Raw genomic sequence first — 21,896 nt, 5'->3', positions numbered from 1 at the left:
ACCTCACTAGCAGTTCAGGGGTGAGAAGAGATGGCTGGAAGACCTGGCGCTAGGGGCCGTGGCTTCGGTAGGAACTTCAACTACCAGGAGTGGGCCGCTGGTGGGTTCCAGTTCGACGAGCCTGACGCGATACCCCAAGAACTAGAGGAAGCCGAGGACGCACCCCACGATGAGCGGGTTACAGGGCAAGGGCTAGGCGATATGTCTCAGCGTGAGGTGGATGACTCGTCGTCGTATCCGTACGACGACGTGCCGAACCGGTTCGACATCGACGGGTACGGCACCGGGTTGTTCGGTGGGCCCGGTGCGGACCTCTTCGGCCAGCACGAAATGCCGGAAGCGGTACCGGAACAACTGCCGTACACCACCGGGCCGCAGCCGGTGTACGCCACCGGTGCGCAGTCTGCTGTGCTTCCGGAGGAGAATTCGTCTGCGGACTCGGGTTCACTGGTGCGGCCCTACACGCGCACCGGTGGACGCACACGACCCGATTACGACCTGGCTATCGAGGCGCTGATTTCGACCAGCGAACGAGGCCTCGAGCGGGATGCCGCCGTGCTTCCCGAGCACAGGTCGATCTGCGGGCTGTGTGTGGACACGCGGTCGGTGGCCGAGGTCGCGGCACTCCTACGCTTGCCACTTGGCGTCGTGCGGGTGTTGATCGGCGACATGGCAAGCATGGGATTGGTTTTGATTCACCAGGGCGGTCTGGTCGTGGGGGACCGGCCTTCCATGGAATTCCTGGAGAGGGTGCTCAGTGGGCTTCGCAGGCTCTAGTCCCCAGGGCGCCGAGGGCGCACGGAAGCCGACGACCTCCGCCAAGATCGTGGTGGCTGGTGGCTTCGGTGTTGGCAAGACGACGTTCGTCGGCTCGGTGTCCGAGATCGTCCCGTTGACCACCGAGGCGGTGATGACCGAGGCCAGCGCGGGGGTGGACGACCTCTCCGCGACGCCCAACAAGGTCACCACGACGGTCGCGATGGACTTCGGCCGTGTGTCGCTCGACAGCGATCTGATCCTGTACCTCTTCGGTACGCCGGGTCAGCACCGGTTCTGGTTCATGTGGGACGACCTCGTACGGGGTGCCATCGGCGCCATCGTGCTGGTCGACACCCGCAGACTCGCGGACGCGTTCGCGTCGATCGACTTCTTCGACGACCGGCAGCTGCCGTACGTCGTCGGCGTCAACTGCTTCGACGGTCTCCTCCACCACAGGCTGGAGGACGTGCGTGAGGCGCTGACGATCGACGAGTCGGTGCCGATCGTCACGTGCGACGCGCGCAACCGGCAGTCGACGAAGCAGACGCTCATCACGCTGGTCGAGCACGCCATGCGCCAGTGGATGTCCGTCCGCGCCGGCTGATCTCCAGTCGCCGGGACACAACTGCAAACGTGACGAGGCGAGCGCCACCTTCGGGTGCGGCGCTCGCCTCGTAGTTGCGGTCTGATTCAGCTGTAGGTCACGTCCTGGCTGTCTCCTCTCGGGTCAGTCGGCCGGGCTCAGATGTGGAGCTGGAGCAGGTTCGGCAGCAGGCACGCGCTCAGGAGTGACCCGACGGTGATGTTGGGGCAGCCTGACGGCCCGGCCTCGTCCGGCACCTCCTCCTCGTCGCCCTTGGACTCGTCGGCGATGGTTTCCGGCGTGGCCGCGGTCTCGTCGGTGATCGTGACGGCGGCCTCCAGGATCGGTGCGGCCTGGAGTGCGGCGACCTCAGGCTCGGCCGGTGGTGCCGCGATGTTCACGGACACGTCGACGTTCGCCGTCGTGTCCGCCGTGACGCCCACCTCGGCGTGCTCGACCGCGATGGTCACCGCCGGAGCGTCGACCGAGGCGGCGGCCGAGGCCTCGACGCCGATGTCGGTGAAGGGAACACCGACCGACGCGTCGGCCCAGATCTCGGCGTGGCCGATGTCCAGGGCGAGCTGGATGCCCTCGTTGGTGTCGAGGGTGATGCCGCTACCCGTGTTGAGGCTCGCGCCCGCGTTCAGGCTGACCGGGATCGAGTTCACGTTGTTGTTGGACGCGCCAACCGTCAAGTTGACGTTGTTGTCCGCGAGAACCTGGATGATCGGGTCGGCCTGTGCTGTTCCGGTCGTGAACGGCAAAGCGACTGCCAGTGCCGTTGCGGTGAGGACGGCTCTACGCGCCCACCGGGAGATGGCCATTTGCGCTGCTCCTCCTTCGTCGAGCGAGCGTCGTGAAACGCCCACGCCACTCGACGCTAGGTCGCGACGCACTCCCGCAAGGGTGGACGTGCGGCCCTACCGGGGGATGACTGCCAGTCAGGCCTCGTCCACCAAAGCGGCGGACGTGATGCGATGAAGAGGGAACCTGAGCACCTCTCCGTAGCTGTGGTCGTAGCCCTCGAGCACGCCCCCGCCCACCACGTGCGGTTCGACCACGCGCTGTGCGGCCGTGCCGTGGGAGTCGACGAACCCGACGAGCACCCTCTGTCGCGCCCGTGCTGCCTGCTGGAGCAACGACAGGGTGGCGGACGGCCCGGCACCGAGGTGGCCGGGAACCGCGATGCGTTCACCCCGTGGTGTCGCGGCGGCACGATCACCGGCCCGCACCAGCCGGACGAGGTCACCCAACCGCTCTTCGGTGGGCACTGCGGGTGACGCGGTTTTGCGTGCCGTCCGCTGCCTCGGCGTGGTCCGGCGTCCGCCCGGTCGCAGGTCGAGGACCTGGCCGTCCGGACCCTCCGCGGCCGGGGCGAACCCTGCCCCGCGCAGCCCGTCCAGCACGTCTGCCAGCGGCAACGGGCTGACCAGGATCGTCGGTGCGACGCGGCGCAGCTCGAGCCTCGTCGCCTCCGGGTGCGCGAGCACCTCGCTGATCAGCACCGGGTCGTCGCACCGCAGGAACGAACCGGCGGCACCGCCGCGCAGTCTCCCGTGCCGCCTGGCGGCGTCGTCGATCAGGTAGCTCAACGACTGCGGAACGGGCGTGCGCGAGCGGACCTTGAAGAGTTCCTGCAGCTCATCGGCGGTGCGCCCGGAGTCGAGAGCGCGCCGGACCGTGGTCTCGCTGATCCGGTAGACCGTGGCGCTGCCCGCGGACTCGACGTTCGCGACGAGGGCCATCTCGTCCGCGAGATCCGGCTCGAGGCGGCCTGGCGCGATGACGGTCAGGTCCGCCTGCACGAGCACGTGGTCGAGCGGGGCGGGCAACGCGTCCGCGAGCGTCTTCGCCGCGTGGCCGGGCCCCTCGTCGAGCAGCACGCGCCCGGCGCTGGTGATCCCGCCGAGGGCGAGCACGCCGACAGCGGTGCCCTCCTCGATCGTCCAGCGCACGACCTCGTCGCGCTGCCGCCCGCCCCGGCGCGGTGCCCGCCAGGCGAGCAGGGCGGCCAGGTCGACCGCGTTCGCGATCGCGGTGCCCTTGGGGAACGCGCCGAGCGACTCGAGGATCCACCTGCGGTCGCGGGGAGCCTGGACGCGGCGGATCTCGTCCGCGAGCGCGTTGAAGAGCTTGTCCTTCTCGTCGCGGCGGCCGACCAGCGCGGGCAGCCGGGGCAGCTCCAGCCAGGCGTGCGCGAGTGTGGCCCAGCGGACCTCGGTGGTCGCGGCGATCCAGACGTCGGCCTTGGTCGTCGGCACCCACTCCGGCTCGGCGGCCTCGGTGTTCGCGGCCAGGTCGGCGCCGACCACCAGCTCGATCAGCAACGCGGCACGGCGTTCGTCGACGTCCAGGTCCTTGACGACCTTGCGCAGCTCGCGGACGCCCAGCCCACCGGTCCGCAGCACCGGTGGCGGCTCGACTGACCAGCTCGCGATCAGGTTCTCCACGTGCCGGACCAGCTCCAGCGCCTCACCGCCGCCCGTGGCGTCGATGCTCGTCTGCTGAAGGGTGCTCGTCTTGGGCTTCGGCTCGCTGACCTGGATCGGGCCGAGCGGGCGCTCGCCGCGCAGGTGGAGCGCGATCTCTCGCGGCAGCTCGACGGTGCCGGGGTCGCGGCGCAGCAGCAGGCCGCGGGCCAGCAGCCGTTGCACGGGCGTCTCCGCCTTGTCGAGCGGCACGATCCGGGAGGCGTCCTTGGTGTCACCGATCGGCGGGCCGGCGGCGAGCTTGTGCAGCACGCGCTGCTCGCCCTCGGTGATGCCGCCCAGGTCGTACGTCTGGCCGGTCGACCGGCCGAGACCGCCGGGATACGTGCCGAAGGCCTCCCGCGTGACCGGCGGGACCGACATCGCTTCGTCGTCACCCCACAGGAGCGCGAGTGACCTGAGCTTGACGAGGGCCTGCTTGAGCGGACGGGGCTTCACGTCCGGCCCGAGCACCTCCGCGAGTGTGGTCAACGCCACGGGCTCGGCGTCCGCACCCTGCACGACCAGGGCTTCGAGCACGGTGAGCGTGAACGTGTCGAGGTCCTCGCAGGCGCGCGCGATCGACGCCCTGGTGCCGACCCGTGTCGCCAGCACGGACATATCGGCAGGTGGGGGCGTTGCCAGGTCAGGACGCGTGCGCAGCAGAGCGACGAGCGAGACGTCGTCCTGGGCGCGCAGCCAGTCGGCGAGAGTGATGCCGGACATTCTCACCACGGTATATGGGGCGCTGACGATCTCGTCGTCGCCCGGACCAGAAACCGGGTCTGTCACACTTGTGCCCGTCGCAGGCACCACCGAGGAGGAAACGTGGCGAAAGGACGCCCTGGACGGGTCGACCCGCACTGGCCGGAGGGTCCCGACGGCGGTCACCCCGTCACCGAGCTCACCAGCGACGTGCAGGGTGCGCTCTCCCCGTTCGGCACGGTGACGTTCCCGCTGCCGGTGGAGACCCTCGGCTACACCCACCCGGTGACCGAGATCAACAAGTCCTGAACAACGTAACGCGGGGGCCTTTCGTTTCCTTCTGGGTAACGCGGGGCCCCCGCGTTACGTTTGTCAGGCCGGTCTTAACTTCGGCCGAGTCGCGTGCGTTCCGGATAGAGGCCGGGGATAGGCTCACTTCCCGCGTGAGCAGCAATTCGTGGGAGGACGACGATGCCGGTCCCCGGCCCTGGTTACTCGATCACCGTTCGTCTGGAGGCGCCGCCGTCCGCGAGCGCCGCGGGTGACCTCACTTCGGCCGTCGGCCGCGCCGGCGGTGTGATCACGGCGTTCGACGTCGTGGAGTCGCACAACGACCGCGTCGTCATCGACCTCACGTGCAACGCGCTTTCCGCGAACCACGCCAAGGACATCACCGACACGCTGGAGACGTTGCCCGGCATCGTCGTCCGCAAGGTGTCGGACCGCACGTTCCTCGTGCACCTCGGCGGCAAGATCGAGATCGCGTCGAAGGTCCCGCTCCGCAACCGTGACGACCTCTCCCGCGCGTACACGCCGGGTGTGGCTCGTGTGTGTGAGGCGATCGCCAAGAACCCGGACGACGCGCGCCGCCTGACGATCAAGCGCAACACCGTCGCCGTCGTCACCGACGGGTCGGCCGTGCTGGGCCTGGGCAACCTCGGCCCCGCCGCCGCGCTGCCGGTGATGGAGGGCAAGGCGGCGCTGTTCAAGAAGTTCGCCGGCGTCGACGCCTGGCCGGTCTGCCTGGACACCCAGGACACCGAGGAGATCATCCGCGCGGTCGAGCTCATCGCTCCCGTGTACGGCGGCATCAACCTCGAGGACATCTCCGCACCGCGCTGCTTCGAGATCGAGGCCCGCCTGCGCGAGAAGCTCGACATCCCGGTCTTCCACGACGACCAGCACGGCACCGCGATCGTGGTCGTCGCCGCGCTGCGCAACGCCCTGCGCGTGGTGAAGAAGGACATCAAGGACTGCCGGATCACGGTCTGCGGCGTCGGCGCCGCAGGTTCCGCGATCATCCGCCTGCTGCAGGTCCAGGAGCCCGGCGACATCATCGCCGTGGACGTGGACGGCATCGTGCACCGCGACCGCCCCGGCCTGGACTCGAACCTGAAGTCCATCGCCGCGACCACGAACAAGGGCAACCAGGCCGGCCGCCTGCACGACGCGCTCGTCGGTTCCGACGTCTTCATCGGCGTCTCGGCCCCGAACCTCTTCGGCGCAGAGCAGGTCGCGACCATGGCCAAGGACGCCATCGTGTTCGCGCTGGCCAACCCGGACCCGGAGATCGACCCGATGGAGGCCCAGCAGCACGCCGCCGTCGTGGCGACCGGCCGCTCGGACTTCCCGAACCAGATCAACAACGTGCTGGCGTTCCCCGGCGTCTTCCGCGGCCTGCTGGACGCGCACGCCAAGACCATCAACGACGCGATGCTGCTGGCCGCTGCGAAGGCCATCGCCGACGTGGTGGACGGCGACCGCCTGAACGCGTCGTTCATCGTGCCGTCGGTCTTCGACAACACCGTGGCCCCGGCCGTGGCCGAAGCCGTGAAGAAGGCAGCCACGGCGTAGGGCGTAGGGCTTTGGGCCCCAGCCCTTCTCCGGGACCAGGCATACGATCGCGGTATGACCAAGCAGTTCACCCACCTGGACTCACAAGGCGCGGCCCGCATGGTCGACGTCTCGGGCAAGGAGCAGACCACCCGGACGGCCGTGGCCACCGGCGTGCTGCAGACGACCGCCGAGGTGGTTTCGCTGCTCGGCGCCGACGGCCTGCCCAAGGGCGACGCCATGGCCACCGCCAGGATCGCGGGAATCATGGCCGCGAAGCGCACCTGGGAACTGGTGCCGCTGTGCCACCCGATCGCCCTGTCGTCCGTGGTCGTGGACCTCGCCCTGGCGGAAGACTCCGTGCTCATCACGGCCACGGTGCGGACCACGGATCGCACCGGGGTCGAGATGGAGGCGCTGACCGCCGTCTCGGTCGCCGGCCTGACCCTGCACGACATGGTGAAGTCGGTCGACCCCGCCGCGACGTTGAACGCGGTGCGGGTCGAGCGCAAGGAAGGCGGTAAGTCGGGGCTGTGGGAGCGTCCGTGAAGGCAGTGGTGATCACGGCCTCCAACCGCGCCGCCGCCGGCGTCTACGCGGACCGCAGCGGGCCGATCATCGTCGACTGGCTCGTGTCGCGCGGTTTCTCGGTTTCGGATCCGGTCGTGGTGCCGGACGGCGACCCCGTCAAGGCCGCGCTGGCCGAGTCGGTGTCCGCCGGGGCCGATCTGGTGATCACGACCGGTGGCACCGGCATCAACCCCACCGACCGGACGCCGGAGGCCACTCGCGCGGTCCTCGACTACGAGGTGCCGGGGCTGGCCGACGTCATCCGGATGTCCGGGTGGCCGCGCGTGCCGGGCTCGGTGTTGTCGCGCGGGGTGGCCGGTGTGGCGGGGCGGACGTTGATCGTGAACCTGCCGGGGTCCACCGGCGGCGTGAAGGACGGGCTGGACGTGCTGGGATCGGTCGTAGAGCATGCCCTCGACCAACTGCGTGGAGGTGACCACAGATGAGCGTGGTGCTGCGGGCTGCCGTGACTGAGGAGCCCCTGTCGGTCGAGGAGCACGCCGCGCTCGTCGCCTCCGACCGGGCCGGTGCCGTCGTGACGTTCTCCGGCGTCGTGCGGGACCACGACGGCGGACGGGGCGTGCTGGAGCTGGAGTACCACTCCCACCCGTCCGCGGGCGATGTCGTGGCCGAGGTCGTCGAGTCGCTGGCCGATCGGTACGAGGGCGTCCACGGGATCGCCGTCTCGCACCGCGTCGGGCCGTTGAAGATCGGCGACGTGGCGCTGGCCTGTGCGGTGGCGGCGGAACACCGCAAGGAGGCGTTCGCGTTGTGCGCGGACCTCGTCGACGAGGTCAAGGCCCGGCTGCCGGTGTGGAAGCGCCAGGTCTTCTCCGGCGGCGACGACGAGTGGGTCAACTGCCCCTGAACGCAGGCAGGGACCTCACCGCCGGGGGGTCGCGGTGAGATCCCTGGTCCTGTGTCAGCCCTTCATCGGGCTCACGGCCAAGCCTCAGATGAGGATCTTGTGGCCCGGGTAGATCAGGTCGGGGTTCGTGAGGAATTCCTTGTTCTTCTCCACGATGGCCTGGTAGCCGCCGGTGACCTTGTTGGCCTCGGCGATCTTCGACAGGGTGTCGCCCGCCTTGATCTCGTAGTTGCCGGCCGGGTTCGACTTCGAACCGGCGACGGCGACCGGCTGCACCGGAGCGGCGGCCTGGCGCTGCTGCGGCTGCACCTTGCGCTGCTGCTGCGGGGCCGGGGCGGTCTTGCGGACCTGGCCGGCACCCATCTTCGCGGTGCAGGCGGGCCAAGCGCCCCTGCCCTGCCCGGCGAGCACGCGCTCCGCGACAGCGATCTGCTGCTCGCGGGAGGCGTTGGCCGGGTTGCCCTGACCGCCGTACGCGTTCCACGTCTGCTGAGTGAACTGCAGACCGCCGTAGTACCCGTTACCGGTGTTGGCGGCCCAGTTGCCACTGGCCTCGCACTGCGCGAGTGCGTCCCAGTCCAATCCAGGGGCGGCGTTGGCGGTGCCAACGGCCAGGCCCAGAGGGGCACCGGCGATGATGCCGGCGACCGCGACCTTGGCGATAGTGCGAGCGGTGAAACCCTGCTTGCCCTGCTTGCCTCGGTTGAAAGCCATTTGCTTCTCGTCCACCACACCTGCGGCCAGGAACTCGGGTTCGGGGCCCGGTTCGTTCCTGCGTCCCAGTCCGGCGGTCGCTCTCGCTCGGGGTTTGTTCCGGAGAACCCTCGGACTGGGTTCGGTGCTCGGTCCTCCGGTTGGTGCAGTGGCTGGTCGGGGCCAGCCGATGGCGACCGTACGTAACCGGGTGGGAGCTCACCAAATGTTTCGAGCTGTGACGCGCATCACAGTAACGTTCCGACACGTTGTGCTGGGACTACAAATCAGCAGGTCAAAGGTGTCGTTATCGGTCCGTTTCCATTCTGAGATCAGTCGAGATCTATTACGGAAAGTGAGGCGTGGCTCACGCGTGTCGGCCATCCGAGACACGCCGTCGGGGCCCCGAAAACCCGTCGCGGCCCACAGCCGACCACTGCTACGTTTCCCGCGGCCGTGCGAGAGACCGAGGAGGTGGTACCCGTGAACGTTTCGACATCATGGGTGCTCCCCTCTGGGGTCACGGTCGGGCGATAGGTCGTCCGGGAGCGCCGTTCGCGAGCACTCCCGAAAGGCACGACCATGCGATTCACTTCCGAACAGCGCTTCGACGACGACGTCCTCGAGCGCAGGTTCATCCTCGGCGAGGTCCCCGGCATCCTCTGGACGCCCGGATCCGCCTCCCCGTCCGCACCGGTCCCGCTGATCCTGGCCGGCCACCCCGGCGGGCTGGACATGATGTACGCCCGGCTAGCGGCCAGGGCCCGGCACGCCGCGGCTGAGGGCTACGCCGTGGCCACCATCGAGCTCCCTGGGGCCGGCGACCGGCCCCGTTCTGCAGCCGCTGACCAGGCCCGCGCCGATCTGCGCCAGGCGTTGGCGGCGGGTGAGCAGCCCTCCGGCGACGTCGTCGACCGGCTTGTCCTGCCGCTGGTCGATCAGGCGGTCCCGGAGTGGCGGGCCGCTTTGGACGCGCTTCTGTTGTTGCCCGAGATCGGTGGGCCGGTCGGGTTCTCGGGAGGGGTGATCTCTGTCGGCGTTCGGCTGGCTGTGGTCGAGCCGCGTATCTCTGCCGCTGTGCTGTTCGCCGGGAGTTTCGTGCCTCGGTCCGTGGTTGAGGAGGCTCGGCAGGTCACCATCCCGTTGCTGGTGTTGCTGCAGTGGGATGACGAAGGGAACGACCGGCAGATGGCCCTGGACCTGTTCGATGCCTTTGGGGCCAAGGAGAAGACGTTGCACGCCAACATGGGTGGGCACACCGGGGTTCCGCACTTTGAGGGGGACGATGCGAACCGGTTTTTCGCCCGGCATCTGAAGTAACTCGGGGAGTAGCGGGGTCAGGACGCCGCTTGTCGAGACGCCTCCTCGACAAGCGGGGTTCAGAGATCTGGGAGTCGATCGCCGGCGTCCGGGTAGCGGCCGTGTTCCAGGCGGAAGAGGTAGGCCTGAAGGTCGGTCCTGAGGTCGCCTGCGAGGTACAAGAGGAAGTCGCGCGCGCCTTCGGCGGCCTCAGACTCCTGGGGTCCGGCCTCGGCGGTCCACTCGACGACCAGCGCGGCGACGTGTTTCTCGACCTGGCCTCGCTCAGCCCACCACGCCCGGACGGCGTCCGGGGTCCACCGTGAGTCGCCGTCGCAGTCGTAGCCGTCGAAGGGGTCGTCCCCGGCAGCGGACAGCAGGCACTCGACCTCCGCGCGGGTCCTGGGCTGGCGGTAGACGAACTCGTTGTAGTACTCGCCGCCGTAGAGGACGTGGCGTGGCGCGGACAGCCGGCCGGTCCAGCAGTTGTCGGTCTGACCTGTGTAGAAGGGACCAGGCACGTTCAGCCAGTGCTTCTCCGCCCACTTCCGGCCGTCCTGGGGCTCGAAGAAGCCTGGCGGAACGTGCGAGATCGGATCCTCGGGCGCAGGCGTGTCGGTCACGCCATCAGAATCCCGCAGCAACCGCGGCGGACAGCCCGAATCCGGAGAAATCAGCCGCCCGCGAACGGCGGCAGCACGTCCAGCTGAGCCCCAGCCGGCACCCGCACCGAAGTGTCGCGAACCGCAACGCCATCCAGCAGGAAGCTGGACGCGGCAAGCACCTTCCCCAGCTTGTCGCCGTGCCGTTCCCCGATGGTGCTGACCACAAGGGCCACAGTCGGCTCGGAGGCGTCCAGCAACAGGTCCTCGTCAGACACCCCGGCAGCAGCCCGAGCGCCAGCGAAGTAGCGGACCTTCACGGCGGTCCCTGGCACGGTCCCATGGGTAGACACGGTCATCCTCCGATAGCGCTCATGGGACGGTCGGGCTGGTGGAAGCCCGCGTCGTTGATGCCGTGACCGGCCGCCTTGGCCCACATCGTGGCACGCCAGGCATCGGCGATCGCCGCGTCGGGTGAGCCGTCGCGCAGCAGCGTGCGCAGGTCGGTCTCGGACTGGCTGAACAGGCAGTTGCGGATCTGGCCGTCGGAGGTGAGCCGGGTGCGGTCACAGGCGGCGCAGAACGGCCGGGTCACGGAGGCGATCACGCCGACCACGGACGGGCCGCCGTCGACCAGCCAGCGCTCGGCGGGGGCACCGCCGCGCGGGACTTCCTCCGGGGTCAGCGTGTAGGCGCTCGACAGCATCGTGAGGATCTCGTCGGCGGTGACCATGTTCGTGCGCGTCCAGCCGTGCTGGGGGTCGAGCGGCATCTGCTCGATGAACCGCAGCTGGTAGCCGTTCTCGACGCAGAACCGCAGCAGCGGGACGGCCTCGTCCTCGTTCACGCCGCGCAGCAGCACGGAGTTCACCTTCACCGGCTCCAGGCCGGCCGCGCGGGCGGCGTCGAGGCCGTCCAGCACGTCCGTGATGCGATCGCGCCTGGTCAGCGTGGCGAAGCGGTCCGGGTCGAGGGTGTCCAGCGAGACGTTGATCCGGTTCAGGCCGGCGTCCTTCAACGACTGCGCCCGGCGCGCCAGGCCGATGCCGTTCGAGGTCATCGACATGCGCGGGCGGGGTGCGAGCTCGGCCGTCGCGGCGATGATCTGCTCCAGGCCGCGGCGCAGCAACGGCTCGCCGCCGGTGAAGCGGATGTCCGTGACGCCCAGGTCGACGACTGCGATCCGCATCAGGCGGATCAGCTCGGCGTCGGTGAGCAGCTCGTCCTTCTGCAGCCAGTCGAGGCCCTCGGCCGGCATGCAGTACGTGCAACGCAGGTTGCACCGGTCGGTCAGCGATACCCGGAGGTCCTTCGCGACCCGGCCGAACCTGTCCACCAGCAGTGGGCTGTCCGGGCGCGCGGAGGTGTCAGGCGTACCGCGCACGATGGGTAGTCCCAAGTCCACTGCTGTCACCCCTACCAGGGTAATCAACATCCTCTTGTGGATGACGCTACAAATAGGGTTTCTCACCTTCCGCCCGTTTGGAGCACCCTCACAAGGAATTGTCTTACTGGCTAAGATGTTCAACATGGAACCTGAGGTCCTGGAGAGGTTCACCTGGTACATGCGGGAGCAGAGCGCGCTCACCGTCATGTTCCACACGAAGGTCGCCGAGCAGATGGGCCTGTCCGCGACCGACGAGAAGTGCCTCGACCTCGCGATGAGGGCGGAAGGGCCGCTCACGGCCGGTCGCATCGCCGAACTATCCGGTCTCTCCACCGGTGCCGTCACGGGCGTCATCGACCGCCTCGAACGCTCCGGGTTCGTCCGGCGGGTGAGAGACCCGCACGATCGCCGCAAGGTCCTGGTCGAGGTCACACCCGGCGATCTGGGCAGGTTCGCGCACCTCTTCGAGCAGGCCAGGGACAGCATGATCGAGGTGCTCGACCAGTTCGACACCGGTGAACAGCAGGTTATCGAGCGTTATCTCCAGCTCCAGATCGCGACGTTCCGGGCGCGCGTGATCGATACTTAGACCCATGTGGCACTACTTGATGGACATGGACGGCGTCCTCGTGCACGAGGAGCACCTGATCCCCGGAGCGGACGAGTTCGTCGCGGAGCTGCGCGCTTCCGAGACCCCGTTCCTCGTGCTCACGAACAACTCCATCTACACGCCACGCGACCTGCGCGCGCGTCTGCAGCGCACCGGCCTGGACATCCCGGAGAAGTCGATCTGGACCTCCGCGCTGGCCACCGCCAAGTTCCTCGACTCGCAGCGTCCCAACGGCTCGGCGTTCGTCATCGGCGAGGCCGGCCTCACGACCGCGTTGCACGAGATCGGCTACGTGCTGACCGACCGCGACCCGGACTACGTGGTGCTCGGCGAGACCCGCACCTACAGCTTCACCGCGATCACCAAGGCCATCCGCCTGGTCGAGGAAGGCGCGAAGTTCATCGCGACCAACCCGGACGCGACCGGCCCGTCGCGCGAAGGCTCGCTGCCCGCGACCGGCGCCGTGGCGGCGTTGATCGAGCGCGCCACCGGCCGTGAGCCCTATTACGTGGGCAAGCCCAACCCGTTGATGATGCGGTCCGCCCTGCGCGCCCTCGGCTCGCACTCGGAGAACGCGCTCATGATCGGCGACCGGATGGACACCGACGTGCGATCGGGCCTGGAAGCGGGCCTGTCGACGATCCTCGTGCTGTCCGGGATCTTCACCGCCGAGCACGCCGAGATGTACCCGTACCGGCCGACGCGCGTGCTGAAGTCGATCGCCGAGCTCGTCGGTCACTCAGAGGACCCGTTCGGCGACTGGACTGGACACTGACGCGCGAGGGTTCATCGCTTAGTGTCGCGGACGTGGACACGGATCGACGCCCGATGCACGTCGTGGGTGACGTGCACGGGCACCTCGCTGAGCTGATCAGAGCCCTGCACGTCGCCGAACTGTGCGACGAGGACGGGCACTGGGCGGGCGGGAACGCCGAGCTGTGGTTCCTCGGCGACTTCGTGGACCGCGGGCCGGACGGGGTCGGCGTGATCGACCTGGTCATGCGCCTGGCCGAGGAGGCGGCGCTGGAGGGCGGGTCGGTCAACTCGTTGATCGGCAACCACGAGGTGCTGCTGCTCGGCATGTACCGGTTCGGCGACGAGCAGGTGCCCGACAGCGCGGGCCCGCGGTCGTTCGCGCGGAGCTGGCTGCTCAACGGCGGGCTGCGCAGCGACCAGGACCGGCTGACGGACGCGCACGTCGAATGGCTGACGACGCGGCCCGTGCTGAAGCTGCGCGACGACCACCTGCTGATGCACTCCGACACCGTGGCCTACCTCGAATGGGGGGCCTCGATCGAAGAGGTCAACGAGGCCGTCCGCCAGGTGCTCAAGGGCGACGACCTGGTCGACTGGTGGGAGTGCTGGCGCAAGATGACGACCCGGTACGCGTTCCGCGGGCCGCAGGGCCCGGAAATCGCGGATGAGCTGCTCGCGACCCTCGGCGGCAGCACGATCGTGCACGGCCACAGCGTGATCGCCGACCAGCTCGGGGTGCCGCCGGACCAGATCGACGGGCCCCTGGTGTACGCCGACGACAAGGTCCTGGCGATCGACGCGGGGCTCTACAGCGGCGGGCCGTGCCTCGTCGTGCCCTTGCCATACGTCGAAGCCTGACTACGGTCGGGTGAATGACCAGCTACTCCTCGGGCACCTCCGCCGCGCCGCTGCTGGGCGACACGATCCACGCGAACTTCGCCGCCACCGTCGCGCGCTTCGGTGATCGTGAGGCACTTGTCGACAAGGCCACAGATCGCCGGTGGACGTACGCGGAGCTGGCGCGCGAAGTCGACAAAGCGGCCGCCGGGCTGGCGGCGCTGGGCGTGGGCAAGGGCGACCGGGTCGGGATCTGGGCGCCGAACTGCGCGGAGTGGGTGTTCGTGCAGTACGCGACGGCCCGGCTCGGCGCGATCCTGGTCAACGTCAACCCGGCGTACCGGGTGCACGAGCTGGAGTACGTGCTGAACCAGGCCGGCATCCACACGCTGGTGGCCGCCAGGGCGTTCAAGACCTCTGACTACGCCGGGATGATCGACGAGGTCCGGCCGCGCTGCCCCGCGTTGCGGCAGGTCGTCTACGTCGACGATCCACAGTGGACTCCCGGTGAGCTGCCGGACGTGGAGCTCGACCGCGACGACCCGATCAACATCCAGTACACCTCCGGCACGACCGGTTTTCCCAAGGGCGCAACGCTTTCGCACCACAACATCCTCAACAACGGCTACTTCGTCGGGGAGTTGCTGAGCTACACCGAGAACGACCGGATCTGCGTGGTGCCGCCGTTCTACCACTGCTTCGGCATGGTCATGGGCAACCTCGCCGCGACCAGCCACGGTGCCTGCGTCGTGATCCCGGCCCCGGCGTTCGACCCGGCGAAAACCCTTGCGGCAGTGCAGGAAGAGCGCTGCACCTCGCTCTACGGCGTGCCGACGATGTTCATCGCGATGCTCGACCTGATCGACGACTACGACCTGAGCAGCCTGCGCACCGGCATCATGGCGGGCTCGCCGTGCCCGGTCGAGGTGATGAAGCAGGTCGTGGAACGCATGGGCATGCGCGAGGTGTCGATCTGCTACGGCATGACCGAAACCTCCCCGGTGTCAACGCAAACGCGCGTCGACGACTCACTGGACCGCCGCGTCGGCACGGTCGGGCGGGTCGGCCCCCACCTCGAGGTCAAGATCGTCGACCCGGACACGGGCCACACGGTCGCGCGCGGGGAACCTGGGGAGCTGTGCACGCGCGGCTACTCGGTCATGCTCGGCTACTGGGACGAGCCGGAGAAGACGGCCGAGGCGGTGGACGGGTCCGGCTGGATGCACACGGGCGATCTGGCCGTGATGGACGATGACGACTACGTGAACATCACCGGCCGCATCAAGGACATGGTCATCCGCGGCGGCGAGAACATCTACCCGCGCGAGATCGAGGAGTTCCTCTACACGCACCCCGACGTGCTGGACGCCCAGGTGGTCGGCGTGCCGGACGCCAAGTACGGCGAGGAGCTCATGGCGTGGGTGCGCCTGCGCGAAGGCGCCGAACCGCTGACCGCCGAGGCGGTGAAGGCGTTCTGCGCCGGGAAGCTCGCCCACTACAAGGTGCCGCGCTACGTGCACGTGGTGGAGGAGTTCCCGATGACCGTGACGGGCAAGGTTCGCAAGGTGGAGATGCGGGCCAAGTCCGTGGAACTGCTCGGGCTGGACGACAGCACCACGCACGCCTAGGGCGAACAACACGCATCGTGTCCGCATAACTACAGGTCACGAAGGGTGCAAAGGCTCTTGCGTGGACGGTGTGACGCGCGCAACATCGGAGGATTCCGTCGCAAGGAGGCGCGCATGCTGACCGCCACCAGGACCACGACGATGCTGCCCGTGGAAGACCCGGAGCGGGCCGGGCACTTCTACGCGGACAAGCTCGGACTCAAGCCCGTGACCACCGCCCCGGACGGCACGCGGATCTTCGCGCTCGGCCAGGGCGATGCGCTGGGACTGATGCCAGCGGAGAAGGGTGCGCAGACGGCGCACACGGTTCTCAGCTGGGAGGTGCCCGACCTGGAGTCGGAGATCCGTGAGCTCGAGGACAAGGGTGTCCACTTCGAGGACTACGACCTGCCCGACCTCAAGACGGTCAACCACATCGCGGTCATGGGCACCGAGCGCGCGGCGTGGTTCACCGACACCGAGGGCAACATCCTGTGCCTGCACGAGCTGACCGGCGACGAAGCCTGACAGCTCGTGCCACTGAGGTCTCCCGCGGACGCCCCCGATGACCGCGGGAGACCCTCACGGCACCTCGACGATCTCCTTGCCCAGCGGCACCAGCGAGACCTTGACCAGCTTGAAGTTGGCGAGGCCGAGCGGGATGCCGATGATCGTGACGCACAGCGCGATGCCGGTGAGGATGTGGCCGATGGCGAGCCAGAAGCCGGCCACGATGATCCAGATGATGTTGCCCAGCAACGATCCGGTGCCCGCGCCCGGCTTGTCCACGACCTCCCGGCCGAACGGCCACAGGGCGTAGTTCGCGATGCGGAACGACGCGATGCCCCACGGGATCGTGATGATCAGGACGCAGCAGATGAGGCCGGCGACCGCGTAGCCGACGGCCATCCAGAACCCGGCGAGCACGAGCCAGATCACGTTCAGGATGAGGCGCATGCCTCCAATCTAGTGCCGTGACCGCCTGCCTTCGCCCCGTATTTCGGTGTTCAGACGGGTGCATCGTGGTGCCGGCCCCGCGTCCTCGTACTGGTTGTACGGGGGCGCGGGGCCGGTGCCGCGAGGCGCCCTGCTGAGCGCCGGAAGACGCGGCGGAGGTCGGCGGTCACGGCACTACGCTCACCTCATGAAGTGGGGTGTGATCGCTACAGGCGGAATCGCGCAGGCCGTGACCGCCGACATGCTGAAAGTCGACGGCGTCACCGTTCTCGCGGTGTCCTCGCGCGACAAGAGCAAGGCGCAAGCGTTTGCCGAACGCTTCGGCATCGAGCGCGCGTACGGCGACTACCGCGACCTCCTCGCCGATCCCGAGGTCGATGTCGTCTACGTCGCGACGCCGCACGGTCAGCACCACGAGGTCACGCTCGCCGCCCTCGACGCCGGCAAGCACGTGCTGTGCGAGAAGGCCTTCGCACTCACGGTCGCGCAGGCCGAGGAGATGATTGAAAAGGCGAGATCCAAGAAGTTCCAGTTCCTCATGGAAGCGATGTGGACGCGCTTCAACCCGTTGATCCGCAAGGTCCAGGAGGCCGTCGACAACGGTGAGATCGGCGAGATCCGGATGATCCGCGCGGACTTCGGTTTCCGCCACGCTTTCGATGACGGCGACCGCCTGTGGGCCAAGGGGGCAGGCGGCGGCGCGACCCTCGACCTCGGCGTCTACCCGGTCGCCCTCACGCACCAACTTCTAGGTGTACCAACGCACGTCCACGCCCACGGCAGCATCGCACCGACCGAAGTGGACGCTGACGCGGGCATCTTCCTGGCCTACGGCAACGGTGCGCACGCCCTCCTCAGCTGCTCGCTCGTCGCGAGCACCGGTGCCCGTGCGGAGATCGTCGGCACCCTGGGCCGCATCGAGATCGTCGACCCGATGTTCAACCCGACCGCTGTCGTGATCAACGGCATCGAGCACGCGGTCGAAGACGGTGGCTACACCCACCAGATCCAGGCGGTAGAGGACTACATCGCCATGGGTTTCGTCGAGCACCCCGACGTCTCGTGGGAAGACACGCTGGAGGTCATGCGCACGCTCGAAGAAGCTCTGCGCCAAATCGGCGTGAACTACGCGGACACCGTCAAGTAGATCAACACGACGTTCAGCACGACGATCGCGAACGCCACGACGGAAGCGGCCACGGTGACCGAGCGCCGGTTCGTGTAAGTACCCATCACGGATCGGCGCGCGGTCAGCCACACCAGCGGCACCAGTGCGAACGGGATGCCGAACGACAGCACGACCTGCGACAGCACCAGGGCGAACGTCGGATCGACCCCGAACGCCAGGATCGCCAGTGCGGGCACGAGGGTGATCAATCGCCGTGCCAGCAACGGAATCCGCACCCGCAGCAGCCCGTCCATCACCACCGCACCGGCGTAGCACCCGACCGCGGTGGACGCGAAACCCGAAGCCAGCAAACCAAGAGCGAACAGCAGCGCGATCCCGCCACCCAGCGTGGTGCCGACCGCCGCGTGCGCTCCTTCGAGCGTGTCCACGCCTTCGCGACCCTGCAAAGCAGAAGCCGCGAGCAGCAGCATCGCCATGTTCACCGCACCGGCCAGCACCATCGCGACCACGACGTCGACCTTGGTGGCGCCGAGCATCGACGGGTTCTTGCCGTGCCGGTCGCGGGCCAGCGCGGAGTGCAGGTAGACCGCATGCGGCATCACGGTCGCACCCAGCATGCCTGCCGCGAGCAACACGCTGTCCGCACCGTCGAACCGCGGCACCAGACCGCCAACAGCCGAAGGAACCGACGGCGGCGACACGAAGAGCCCGGCCATGAACCCGACCGCGATGACGATCAGCATGGTCGTGATCACGCGCTCGAACGGCTTCTGCCCGCGCTTGTCCTGCACCAGCAACAGAACCGTCGACACCACGCCGGTGATCACGCCACCGAGCAGCAACGGAAGATCGAACAGCAGGTTCAACGCGATGGCGCCGCCGAGCACCTCGGCCAGATCCGTCGCCATCGCGACGACCTCTGCCTGGCCCCAGTACGCGAGCCGCACCGGACGGGGCAGGTGATCGCGCACCGCCTCCGGCAGCGACTGCCCGGTGACCAGGCCGAGCTTCGCGGACAGGTACTGCACGAGCCCTGCCATGACGTTCGCGACGACGAGCACCCAGACCAGCAGATAGCCGTAGCGAGCGCCCGCCGCGGTGTTGGTGGCCACGTTGCCGGGATCGACGTACGCGATCGCGGCGACGAACGCGGGACCGAGCAACGCCGCGCCCGCGCGCAGACGCGTGGAAACAGCGACCACCGGACACCCCCTTGTTGCCAGGCTATTGCAACAAGGCGGTACTAGTCGAATGTGTCCTAGGGCACCTCAGGCTTCGAGCGTGGCTCTGGCGACCCCGACGACGGCGTCCATCGCGCTGTCGAGATCGCCGCTGGGCATCAGCAGGTGGCTCAGTGCGAGCCGCACGGTCGTTTCGGCGGCGAGCCGCACGTGCCTGCCGGGGAAGTGTTCGCTGAGGTGCCGTTCGACGACCTCGGTCGCCTGGAACAGCACGGGGTGGCCGCGAATGGTGAGGAACGGCAGCAGGTCTTCGGCGTCCTGCCCGGTCAGCACGGCGGACACCAGCCGGTCCTTCTCGGTCTGCTCGAAGGTGAAGCGGAACGCCGCCCGCATCGCCCGCCACGGATCGGGGTCCTGCTTGAGTCTCGTCGCGATGCCGGCGAGGTACTCCTCCGTCCGGTGCGCCGCGACGGCCTGGACGAGTCGCTCCTTGTTGCCGAACTCGTTGTAGACCGTCTGCCTGCTCACCCCGGCGCGGCTGGCGACCTCGATCATGCGCAACCCGTGGAACCCGTGCGCCGCCAGCAGGTCCGCGGCCGCGTCCAGTAAGAGCTCAGTGATGTCGCTCACGCGCTCACTTTTACACAGTTATGGGTTTTGTAAAGACGTAGAGTTGGGTTCTGTGCCTTTCACCGTGGGCTTTGACCTGGACATGACGCTCATCGACCCGAGACCGGGCATGGCCGCCGTGATGAACGAGGTGGGTGCCCGCACCGGCCACCGGCTGGACGGCGAGCACTTCGCGGCCAACCTCGGCCCGCCCCTCGACATGATCTACCGCGAGATGGGCATGCCCGACGAGGAGATCCCGGACGCGGTCTCGCTCTTCCGCGCGCTGTACCCGGACGTCGTGATCCCCTCGACGGTCGCGCTGCCGGGCGCCGCGCAGGCACTGGCCTGCGTGCGTGAGCTGGGCGGGCAGACCATGGTCGTGACCGGCAAGTACCGCAAGAACGCCGCGCTGCACCTGGACGCCATGGGCTGGGAGGTCGACCACCTCTACGGCGAGCTGTGGGCCGCCGGCAAGGCCGAGTCGCTCAAGCTGCACGGCGCGTCCGTCTACGTGGGCGACCACGTCGGTGACATGCGCGGAGCGGCGGCGGCCGGTGCGCTGGGCGTCGGCGTCGTGACCGGGCCCTGTTCCCGTGCGGAGCTGGCAGAGGCGGGCGCCGCGGTCGTGCTGGAGGACCTGCGCGAGTTCCCGGAGTGGCTCAGGACTTCTTCTGGCGTGCTTTCCTGATCACCGCGAAGATCCCGAGCCCCAGCCCGATGGCGGGCAGGTAGGTCGCGGCGACGTTCAGCCACACGGGCAGATCCCCGTGGCCGGTGGCGAAGAGCACGAAGACCGCGATGATCGCCAGCACGCCCGCGGCGAACAGGCCGATGGCGAGCGGTAGCAGCTTCGGAGCGGTCATACGAGCAGGGTAGTCGCGCTAACGGAGGTGCCTTACTCAAGGTCTTCTGGCTAGTCTGGTGAGACGCGTCCTGGGTACGCCTGGGGCGCGTTCGTTGTGCAGAAGTAAGGGAATGGTGAGCGCGGTGCCGACCGGCAAGGTCAAGTGGTACGACACGGAGAAGGGCTTCGGATTCGTCACGCAGGACGGTGGCGAGGACGTCTACGTCCGCAAATCCGCGTTGCCCCCCGGTGTCGAAGGCCTGAAAGCCGGCCAGCGGATCGAGTTCGGCATGGCGGAGGGCCGGCGTGGCCCGCAGGCGCTGTCCGTGCGCCTGGTCGATCCGGCTCCGTCCGTCGCCGAGGCGCGCCGCCGTCCTGCGGAAGAGCTGCACGGCCTGATCGAGGACATGATCAAGCTGCTGGAGAACAAGGTGCAGCCCGACCTGCGCCGCGGCCGCTACCCGTCCGACAAGAAGACGATGAAGCTCGTCGCCGAGGTCGTCCGGGCGGTGGCGCGGGACCTCGATCCGTAAAAGGATCAGCGTCATGTCTGACCAGAAGTCCGACGCTGACAGGATCGTCGAGTTCCTCTACGAAGTCGGCCAGCTCAAGCGCCTGCCCAGGGCGGGGTGGCTGTTCACCGGGGTGCAGAACCCCGAGTCGGTGGCCGCCCACTCGTTCCGGGTGGGCGTTCTGGCGTACGCGATCGCCGTCCAGGAGGGCGCGGACCCGGACCGGGCGGCGACGCTCGGCCTCTTCCACGACGTGCCCGAGACGCGGATCGGCGACATCCCGTACGTCGGCAAGCTGTACGTCGACGTGAAGATGCCGCCCGAGAAGGTCGCCGCCGATCAGGTCCAGCACCTGCCGGCACCGCTGGCCGCGCACATCGAGGCGCTGGTCGCCGAGCACGAGTCGGCCAAGGGCGAGGACTACACGCCGGAGGCGCGCTGCTCGCGTGACGCGGACAAGCTCGAACTGCTGTTGCAGGCGCGGGAGTACCAGGCCGCCGGCATCACGAAGATGGAGCGCTTCATCCAGACCATGCAGGCGTCCGTGGTCACCGACACCGGCAAGGCGTTGATGGACTCCGCGCTCCGGATCGTGCCGAGCGAGTGGTGGGAAGCGTTCGGAAAACGCTAGCCCGTGACCTCGACCGCCCAGAAACCGCGCAGCAGCGGCTGACCGGTCTCGAGGACCGCGGCGGCCGCCTCGTGCACCTCGATCCCCACCAACTGGTCGGTCCGGTTCGGCAGGGCGAGGGTGTAGGTGTAGTTCTCGCCCTTGCCCAGCAGGCCAGTGCCCGTGGTGACCTCTTTGCCCTCCGCGTTGCGGTAGAGGAACACGGCCTCCCAAAGCCCGTCCGCGATCTGCCCGTCCACCGAGATCTGCACGACCTTGCCCGCCGGCACCTTCAGCGTGCTCGGCACGTTCCGCTCGACGCAGTTCGCGCCTTCGAGGTCGCAGTAGACCGCGGGCTCGACCCGGATGGTCTTGCCGTTCGCGTAGAACGTGACCTCGGGGTAGTAGCGCGGAAGCGCACATCCCGTCAGAACGAGAACGCTGGCGGCCATTACGGAAGCAAGTCGACGCACG

At 68.4% G+C, this 21,896-nt stretch carries 26 protein-coding genes and 1 pseudogene; 16 read left to right on the top strand and 11 right to left on the bottom strand.

The features are described 5' to 3' along the window. Positions 1 to 30 precede the first annotated feature (30 nt). Both ACIA8G_RS40195 and ACIA8G_RS40190 read left to right on the top strand, forming a co-directional pair. On the top strand, positions 31 to 777 hold the full coding sequence (locus tag ACIA8G_RS40195; RefSeq protein WP_396424042.1) for a DUF742 domain-containing protein: 747 nt from the start codon (positions 31 to 33) through the stop codon (positions 775 to 777). Further along, positions 758 to 1,363 (top strand): ATP/GTP-binding protein, encoded by a 606-nt coding sequence (locus tag ACIA8G_RS40190; protein ID WP_030470877.1) that lies wholly within the window; start codon positions 758 to 760, stop codon positions 1,361 to 1,363. The genes ACIA8G_RS40195 and ACIA8G_RS40190 overlap by 20 nt, the downstream gene beginning before the upstream one ends. 137 nt (positions 1,364 to 1,500) lie before the next feature. On the opposite strand, the gene ACIA8G_RS40185 is transcribed toward ACIA8G_RS40190, so the two are convergent. Together ACIA8G_RS40185 and ACIA8G_RS40180 are read right to left on the bottom strand one after the other, a co-directional pair. Further along, positions 1,501 to 2,166, bottom strand: a complete 666-nt coding sequence (locus tag ACIA8G_RS40185; RefSeq protein ID WP_396424041.1) for a hypothetical protein — start codon at positions 2,164 to 2,166, stop codon at positions 1,501 to 1,503. Positions 2,167 to 2,283: 117 nt separating this feature from the next. Beyond that, on the bottom strand, positions 2,284 to 4,536 hold the full coding sequence (locus tag ACIA8G_RS40180; protein ID WP_396424040.1) for a helicase-associated domain-containing protein: 2,253 nt from the start codon (positions 4,534 to 4,536) through the stop codon (positions 2,284 to 2,286). Positions 4,537 to 4,638: 102 nt separating this feature from the next. Between ACIA8G_RS40180 and ACIA8G_RS40175 the strand changes: the two genes are divergently transcribed. From ACIA8G_RS40175 to ACIA8G_RS40160, 4 genes and pseudogenes are all read left to right on the top strand, one after another. After that, the gene (locus tag ACIA8G_RS40175; protein WP_396424039.1) at positions 4,639 to 4,824 is read left to right on the top strand and encodes a hypothetical protein; all 186 of its coding nucleotides are present in this window, start codon (positions 4,639 to 4,641) and stop codon (positions 4,822 to 4,824) included. Positions 4,825 to 4,986: 162 nt separating this feature from the next. Beyond that, positions 4,987 to 6,369, top strand: a complete 1,383-nt coding sequence (locus tag ACIA8G_RS40170; protein ID WP_396424038.1) for an NAD-dependent malic enzyme — start codon at positions 4,987 to 4,989, stop codon at positions 6,367 to 6,369. 54 nt (positions 6,370 to 6,423) lie between these two features. Continuing rightward, the gene (gene moaC / locus ACIA8G_RS40165; RefSeq protein ID WP_396424037.1) at positions 6,424 to 6,897 is read left to right on the top strand and encodes a cyclic pyranopterin monophosphate synthase MoaC; all 474 of its coding nucleotides are present in this window, start codon (positions 6,424 to 6,426) and stop codon (positions 6,895 to 6,897) included. A gap of 8 nt (positions 6,898 to 6,905) precedes the next feature. Next, positions 6,906 to 7,786, top strand: a pseudogene (locus tag ACIA8G_RS40160) (molybdenum cofactor biosynthesis protein MoaE). Positions 7,787 to 7,870: 84 nt separating this feature from the next. On the opposite strand, the gene ACIA8G_RS40155 reads toward ACIA8G_RS40160, so the two are convergent. Then, positions 7,871 to 8,500, bottom strand: coding sequence for a transglycosylase family protein (locus ACIA8G_RS40155; protein WP_396424036.1), 630 nt, complete (start codon positions 8,498 to 8,500; stop codon positions 7,871 to 7,873). Positions 8,501 to 9,061: 561 nt separating this feature from the next. On the opposite strand from ACIA8G_RS40155, the gene ACIA8G_RS40150 reads away from it, so the two are divergent. Beyond that, positions 9,062 to 9,799, top strand: coding sequence for an alpha/beta hydrolase (locus ACIA8G_RS40150; RefSeq protein ID WP_396424035.1), 738 nt, complete (start codon positions 9,062 to 9,064; stop codon positions 9,797 to 9,799). Positions 9,800 to 9,858: 59 nt separating this feature from the next. Here ACIA8G_RS40150 and ACIA8G_RS40145 read toward each other — a convergent pair whose 3' ends face one another. From ACIA8G_RS40145 to moaA, 3 genes are read right to left on the bottom strand one after another with little or no spacing between them, the layout of a single operon-like run. Continuing rightward, entirely contained in the window at positions 9,859 to 10,401 is a 543-nt protein-coding gene (locus ACIA8G_RS40145) for a hypothetical protein (protein ID WP_396424034.1), read from the bottom strand. Between the two features lie 50 nt (positions 10,402 to 10,451). Then, positions 10,452 to 10,739, bottom strand: a complete 288-nt coding sequence (locus tag ACIA8G_RS40140) for a MoaD/ThiS family protein (RefSeq protein ID WP_396424033.1) — start codon at positions 10,737 to 10,739, stop codon at positions 10,452 to 10,454. Then, positions 10,736 to 11,794 carry a GTP 3',8-cyclase MoaA gene (gene moaA, locus ACIA8G_RS40135; RefSeq protein ID WP_396424032.1) on the bottom strand — a complete coding sequence of 353 codons (1,059 nt, stop codon included), beginning with the start codon at positions 11,792 to 11,794 and terminating at the stop codon, positions 10,736 to 10,738. The genes ACIA8G_RS40140 and moaA overlap by 4 nt, the downstream gene beginning before the upstream one ends. 115 nt (positions 11,795 to 11,909) lie before the next feature. Here moaA and ACIA8G_RS40130 point away from each other — a divergent pair, with 115 nt between their 5' ends. The 5 genes from ACIA8G_RS40130 (at position 11,910) to ACIA8G_RS40110 (ending at position 16,105) form a co-directional block, all read left to right on the top strand. Continuing rightward, positions 11,910 to 12,356: a MarR family winged helix-turn-helix transcriptional regulator gene (locus ACIA8G_RS40130; protein WP_396424031.1), complete on the top strand. Its 447-nt coding sequence runs from the start codon at positions 11,910 to 11,912 to the stop codon at positions 12,354 to 12,356. Positions 12,357 to 12,360: 4 nt separating this feature from the next. Then, on the top strand, positions 12,361 to 13,152 hold the full coding sequence (locus ACIA8G_RS40125; RefSeq protein WP_396424030.1) for an HAD-IIA family hydrolase: 792 nt from the start codon (positions 12,361 to 12,363) through the stop codon (positions 13,150 to 13,152). 53 nt (positions 13,153 to 13,205) lie between these two features. Then, the gene (locus tag ACIA8G_RS40120; RefSeq protein ID WP_396424231.1) at positions 13,206 to 13,991 is read left to right on the top strand and encodes a metallophosphoesterase; all 786 of its coding nucleotides are present in this window, start codon (positions 13,206 to 13,208) and stop codon (positions 13,989 to 13,991) included. 14 nt (positions 13,992 to 14,005) lie between these two features. Then, entirely contained in the window at positions 14,006 to 15,598 is a 1,593-nt protein-coding gene (locus ACIA8G_RS40115) for an AMP-binding protein (RefSeq protein ID WP_396424029.1), read from the top strand. A 114-nt stretch (positions 15,599 to 15,712) separates the two neighbouring features. Beyond that, on the top strand, positions 15,713 to 16,105 hold the full coding sequence (locus ACIA8G_RS40110) for a VOC family protein (RefSeq protein ID WP_396424028.1): 393 nt from the start codon (positions 15,713 to 15,715) through the stop codon (positions 16,103 to 16,105). Positions 16,106 to 16,159: 54 nt separating this feature from the next. On the opposite strand, the gene ACIA8G_RS40105 is transcribed toward ACIA8G_RS40110, so the two are convergent. Further along, on the bottom strand, positions 16,160 to 16,534 hold the full coding sequence (locus ACIA8G_RS40105; protein ID WP_396424027.1) for a YccF domain-containing protein: 375 nt from the start codon (positions 16,532 to 16,534) through the stop codon (positions 16,160 to 16,162). Between the two features lie 187 nt (positions 16,535 to 16,721). Here ACIA8G_RS40105 and ACIA8G_RS40100 point away from each other — a divergent pair, with 187 nt between their 5' ends. Further along, positions 16,722 to 17,681, top strand: a complete 960-nt coding sequence (locus ACIA8G_RS40100) for a Gfo/Idh/MocA family protein (RefSeq protein ID WP_396424026.1) — start codon at positions 16,722 to 16,724, stop codon at positions 17,679 to 17,681. Here ACIA8G_RS40100 and ACIA8G_RS40095 read toward each other — a convergent pair. Both ACIA8G_RS40095 and ACIA8G_RS40090 read right to left on the bottom strand, forming a co-directional pair. Then, positions 17,660 to 18,865 carry an Nramp family divalent metal transporter gene (locus tag ACIA8G_RS40095; protein WP_396424025.1) on the bottom strand — a complete coding sequence of 402 codons (1,206 nt, stop codon included), beginning with the start codon at positions 18,863 to 18,865 and terminating at the stop codon, positions 17,660 to 17,662. The genes ACIA8G_RS40100 and ACIA8G_RS40095 overlap by 22 nt on opposite strands. A gap of 66 nt (positions 18,866 to 18,931) precedes the next feature. Next, positions 18,932 to 19,474: a TetR/AcrR family transcriptional regulator gene (locus ACIA8G_RS40090; RefSeq protein ID WP_396424024.1), complete on the bottom strand. Its 543-nt coding sequence runs from the start codon at positions 19,472 to 19,474 to the stop codon at positions 18,932 to 18,934. A gap of 52 nt (positions 19,475 to 19,526) precedes the next feature. On the opposite strand from ACIA8G_RS40090, the gene ACIA8G_RS40085 reads away from it, so the two are divergent. Next, entirely contained in the window at positions 19,527 to 20,144 is a 618-nt protein-coding gene (locus ACIA8G_RS40085; protein ID WP_396424023.1) for an HAD family hydrolase, read from the top strand. Here the strand turns inward: ACIA8G_RS40085 and ACIA8G_RS40080 are convergent. Further along, the gene (locus tag ACIA8G_RS40080; RefSeq protein WP_396424022.1) at positions 20,116 to 20,319 is read right to left on the bottom strand and encodes a hypothetical protein; all 204 of its coding nucleotides are present in this window, start codon (positions 20,317 to 20,319) and stop codon (positions 20,116 to 20,118) included. The genes ACIA8G_RS40085 and ACIA8G_RS40080 overlap by 29 nt on opposite strands. Before the next feature lie 124 nt (positions 20,320 to 20,443). On the opposite strand from ACIA8G_RS40080, the gene ACIA8G_RS40075 reads away from it, so the two are divergent. Together ACIA8G_RS40075 and ACIA8G_RS40070 are read left to right on the top strand one after the other, a co-directional pair. Continuing rightward, positions 20,444 to 20,833, top strand: coding sequence for a cold-shock protein (locus ACIA8G_RS40075; RefSeq protein ID WP_396424021.1), 390 nt, complete (start codon positions 20,444 to 20,446; stop codon positions 20,831 to 20,833). Positions 20,834 to 20,846: 13 nt separating this feature from the next. Next, positions 20,847 to 21,443, top strand: coding sequence for an HD family hydrolase (locus tag ACIA8G_RS40070; protein ID WP_396424020.1), 597 nt, complete (start codon positions 20,847 to 20,849; stop codon positions 21,441 to 21,443). Here ACIA8G_RS40070 and ACIA8G_RS40065 read toward each other — a convergent pair. Continuing rightward, positions 21,440 to 21,895: a DUF2771 family protein gene (locus tag ACIA8G_RS40065; RefSeq protein WP_396424019.1), complete on the bottom strand. Its 456-nt coding sequence runs from the start codon at positions 21,893 to 21,895 to the stop codon at positions 21,440 to 21,442. The genes ACIA8G_RS40070 and ACIA8G_RS40065 overlap by 4 nt on opposite strands. Between the last annotated feature and the right edge of the window lies 1 nt (position 21,896).

Source organism: Lentzea sp. NPDC051213 (assembly GCF_044455585.1).
GTDB lineage: Bacteria > Actinomycetota > Actinomycetes > Mycobacteriales > Pseudonocardiaceae > Lentzea.
This window is presented reverse-complemented; position numbering and strand designations above follow the sequence as displayed.

Bases quoted from the DNA above. Each gene is read 5' to 3' on its own strand.
- ACIA8G_RS40150 (WP_396424035.1), top strand. From the start codon at position 9,062: ATGCGATTCACTTCCGAACAGCGCTTCGACGACGACGTCCTCGAGCGC.
- ACIA8G_RS40070 (WP_396424020.1), top strand. From the start codon at position 20,847: ATGTCTGACCAGAAGTCCGACGCTGACAGGATCGTCGAGTTCCTCTAC.
- ACIA8G_RS40120 (WP_396424231.1), top strand. From the start codon at position 13,206: ATGCACGTCGTGGGTGACGTGCACGGGCACCTCGCTGAGCTGATCAGA.
- ACIA8G_RS40080 (WP_396424022.1), bottom strand. From the start codon at position 20,319: ATGACCGCTCCGAAGCTGCTACCGCTCGCCATCGGCCTGTTCGCCGCG.
- ACIA8G_RS40155 (WP_396424036.1), bottom strand. From the start codon at position 8,500: ATGGCTTTCAACCGAGGCAAGCAGGGCAAGCAGGGTTTCACCGCTCGC.
- ACIA8G_RS40115 (WP_396424029.1), top strand. From the start codon at position 14,006: ATGACCAGCTACTCCTCGGGCACCTCCGCCGCGCCGCTGCTGGGCGAC.
- ACIA8G_RS40125 (WP_396424030.1), top strand. From the start codon at position 12,361: ATGTGGCACTACTTGATGGACATGGACGGCGTCCTCGTGCACGAGGAG.
- ACIA8G_RS40100 (WP_396424026.1), top strand. From the start codon at position 16,722: ATGAAGTGGGGTGTGATCGCTACAGGCGGAATCGCGCAGGCCGTGACC.
- ACIA8G_RS40170 (WP_396424038.1), top strand. From the start codon at position 4,987: ATGCCGGTCCCCGGCCCTGGTTACTCGATCACCGTTCGTCTGGAGGCG.
- ACIA8G_RS40130 (WP_396424031.1), top strand. From the start codon at position 11,910: ATGGAACCTGAGGTCCTGGAGAGGTTCACCTGGTACATGCGGGAGCAG.
- ACIA8G_RS40110 (WP_396424028.1), top strand. From the start codon at position 15,713: ATGCTGACCGCCACCAGGACCACGACGATGCTGCCCGTGGAAGACCCG.
- ACIA8G_RS40180 (WP_396424040.1), bottom strand. From the start codon at position 4,536: ATGTCCGGCATCACTCTCGCCGACTGGCTGCGCGCCCAGGACGACGTC.
- ACIA8G_RS40105 (WP_396424027.1), bottom strand. From the start codon at position 16,534: ATGCGCCTCATCCTGAACGTGATCTGGCTCGTGCTCGCCGGGTTCTGG.
- ACIA8G_RS40140 (WP_396424033.1), bottom strand. From the start codon at position 10,739: ATGACCGTGTCTACCCATGGGACCGTGCCAGGGACCGCCGTGAAGGTC.
- ACIA8G_RS40195 (WP_396424042.1), top strand. From the start codon at position 31: ATGGCTGGAAGACCTGGCGCTAGGGGCCGTGGCTTCGGTAGGAACTTC.
- moaC (WP_396424037.1), top strand. From the start codon at position 6,424: ATGACCAAGCAGTTCACCCACCTGGACTCACAAGGCGCGGCCCGCATG.
- ACIA8G_RS40185 (WP_396424041.1), bottom strand. From the start codon at position 2,166: ATGGCCATCTCCCGGTGGGCGCGTAGAGCCGTCCTCACCGCAACGGCA.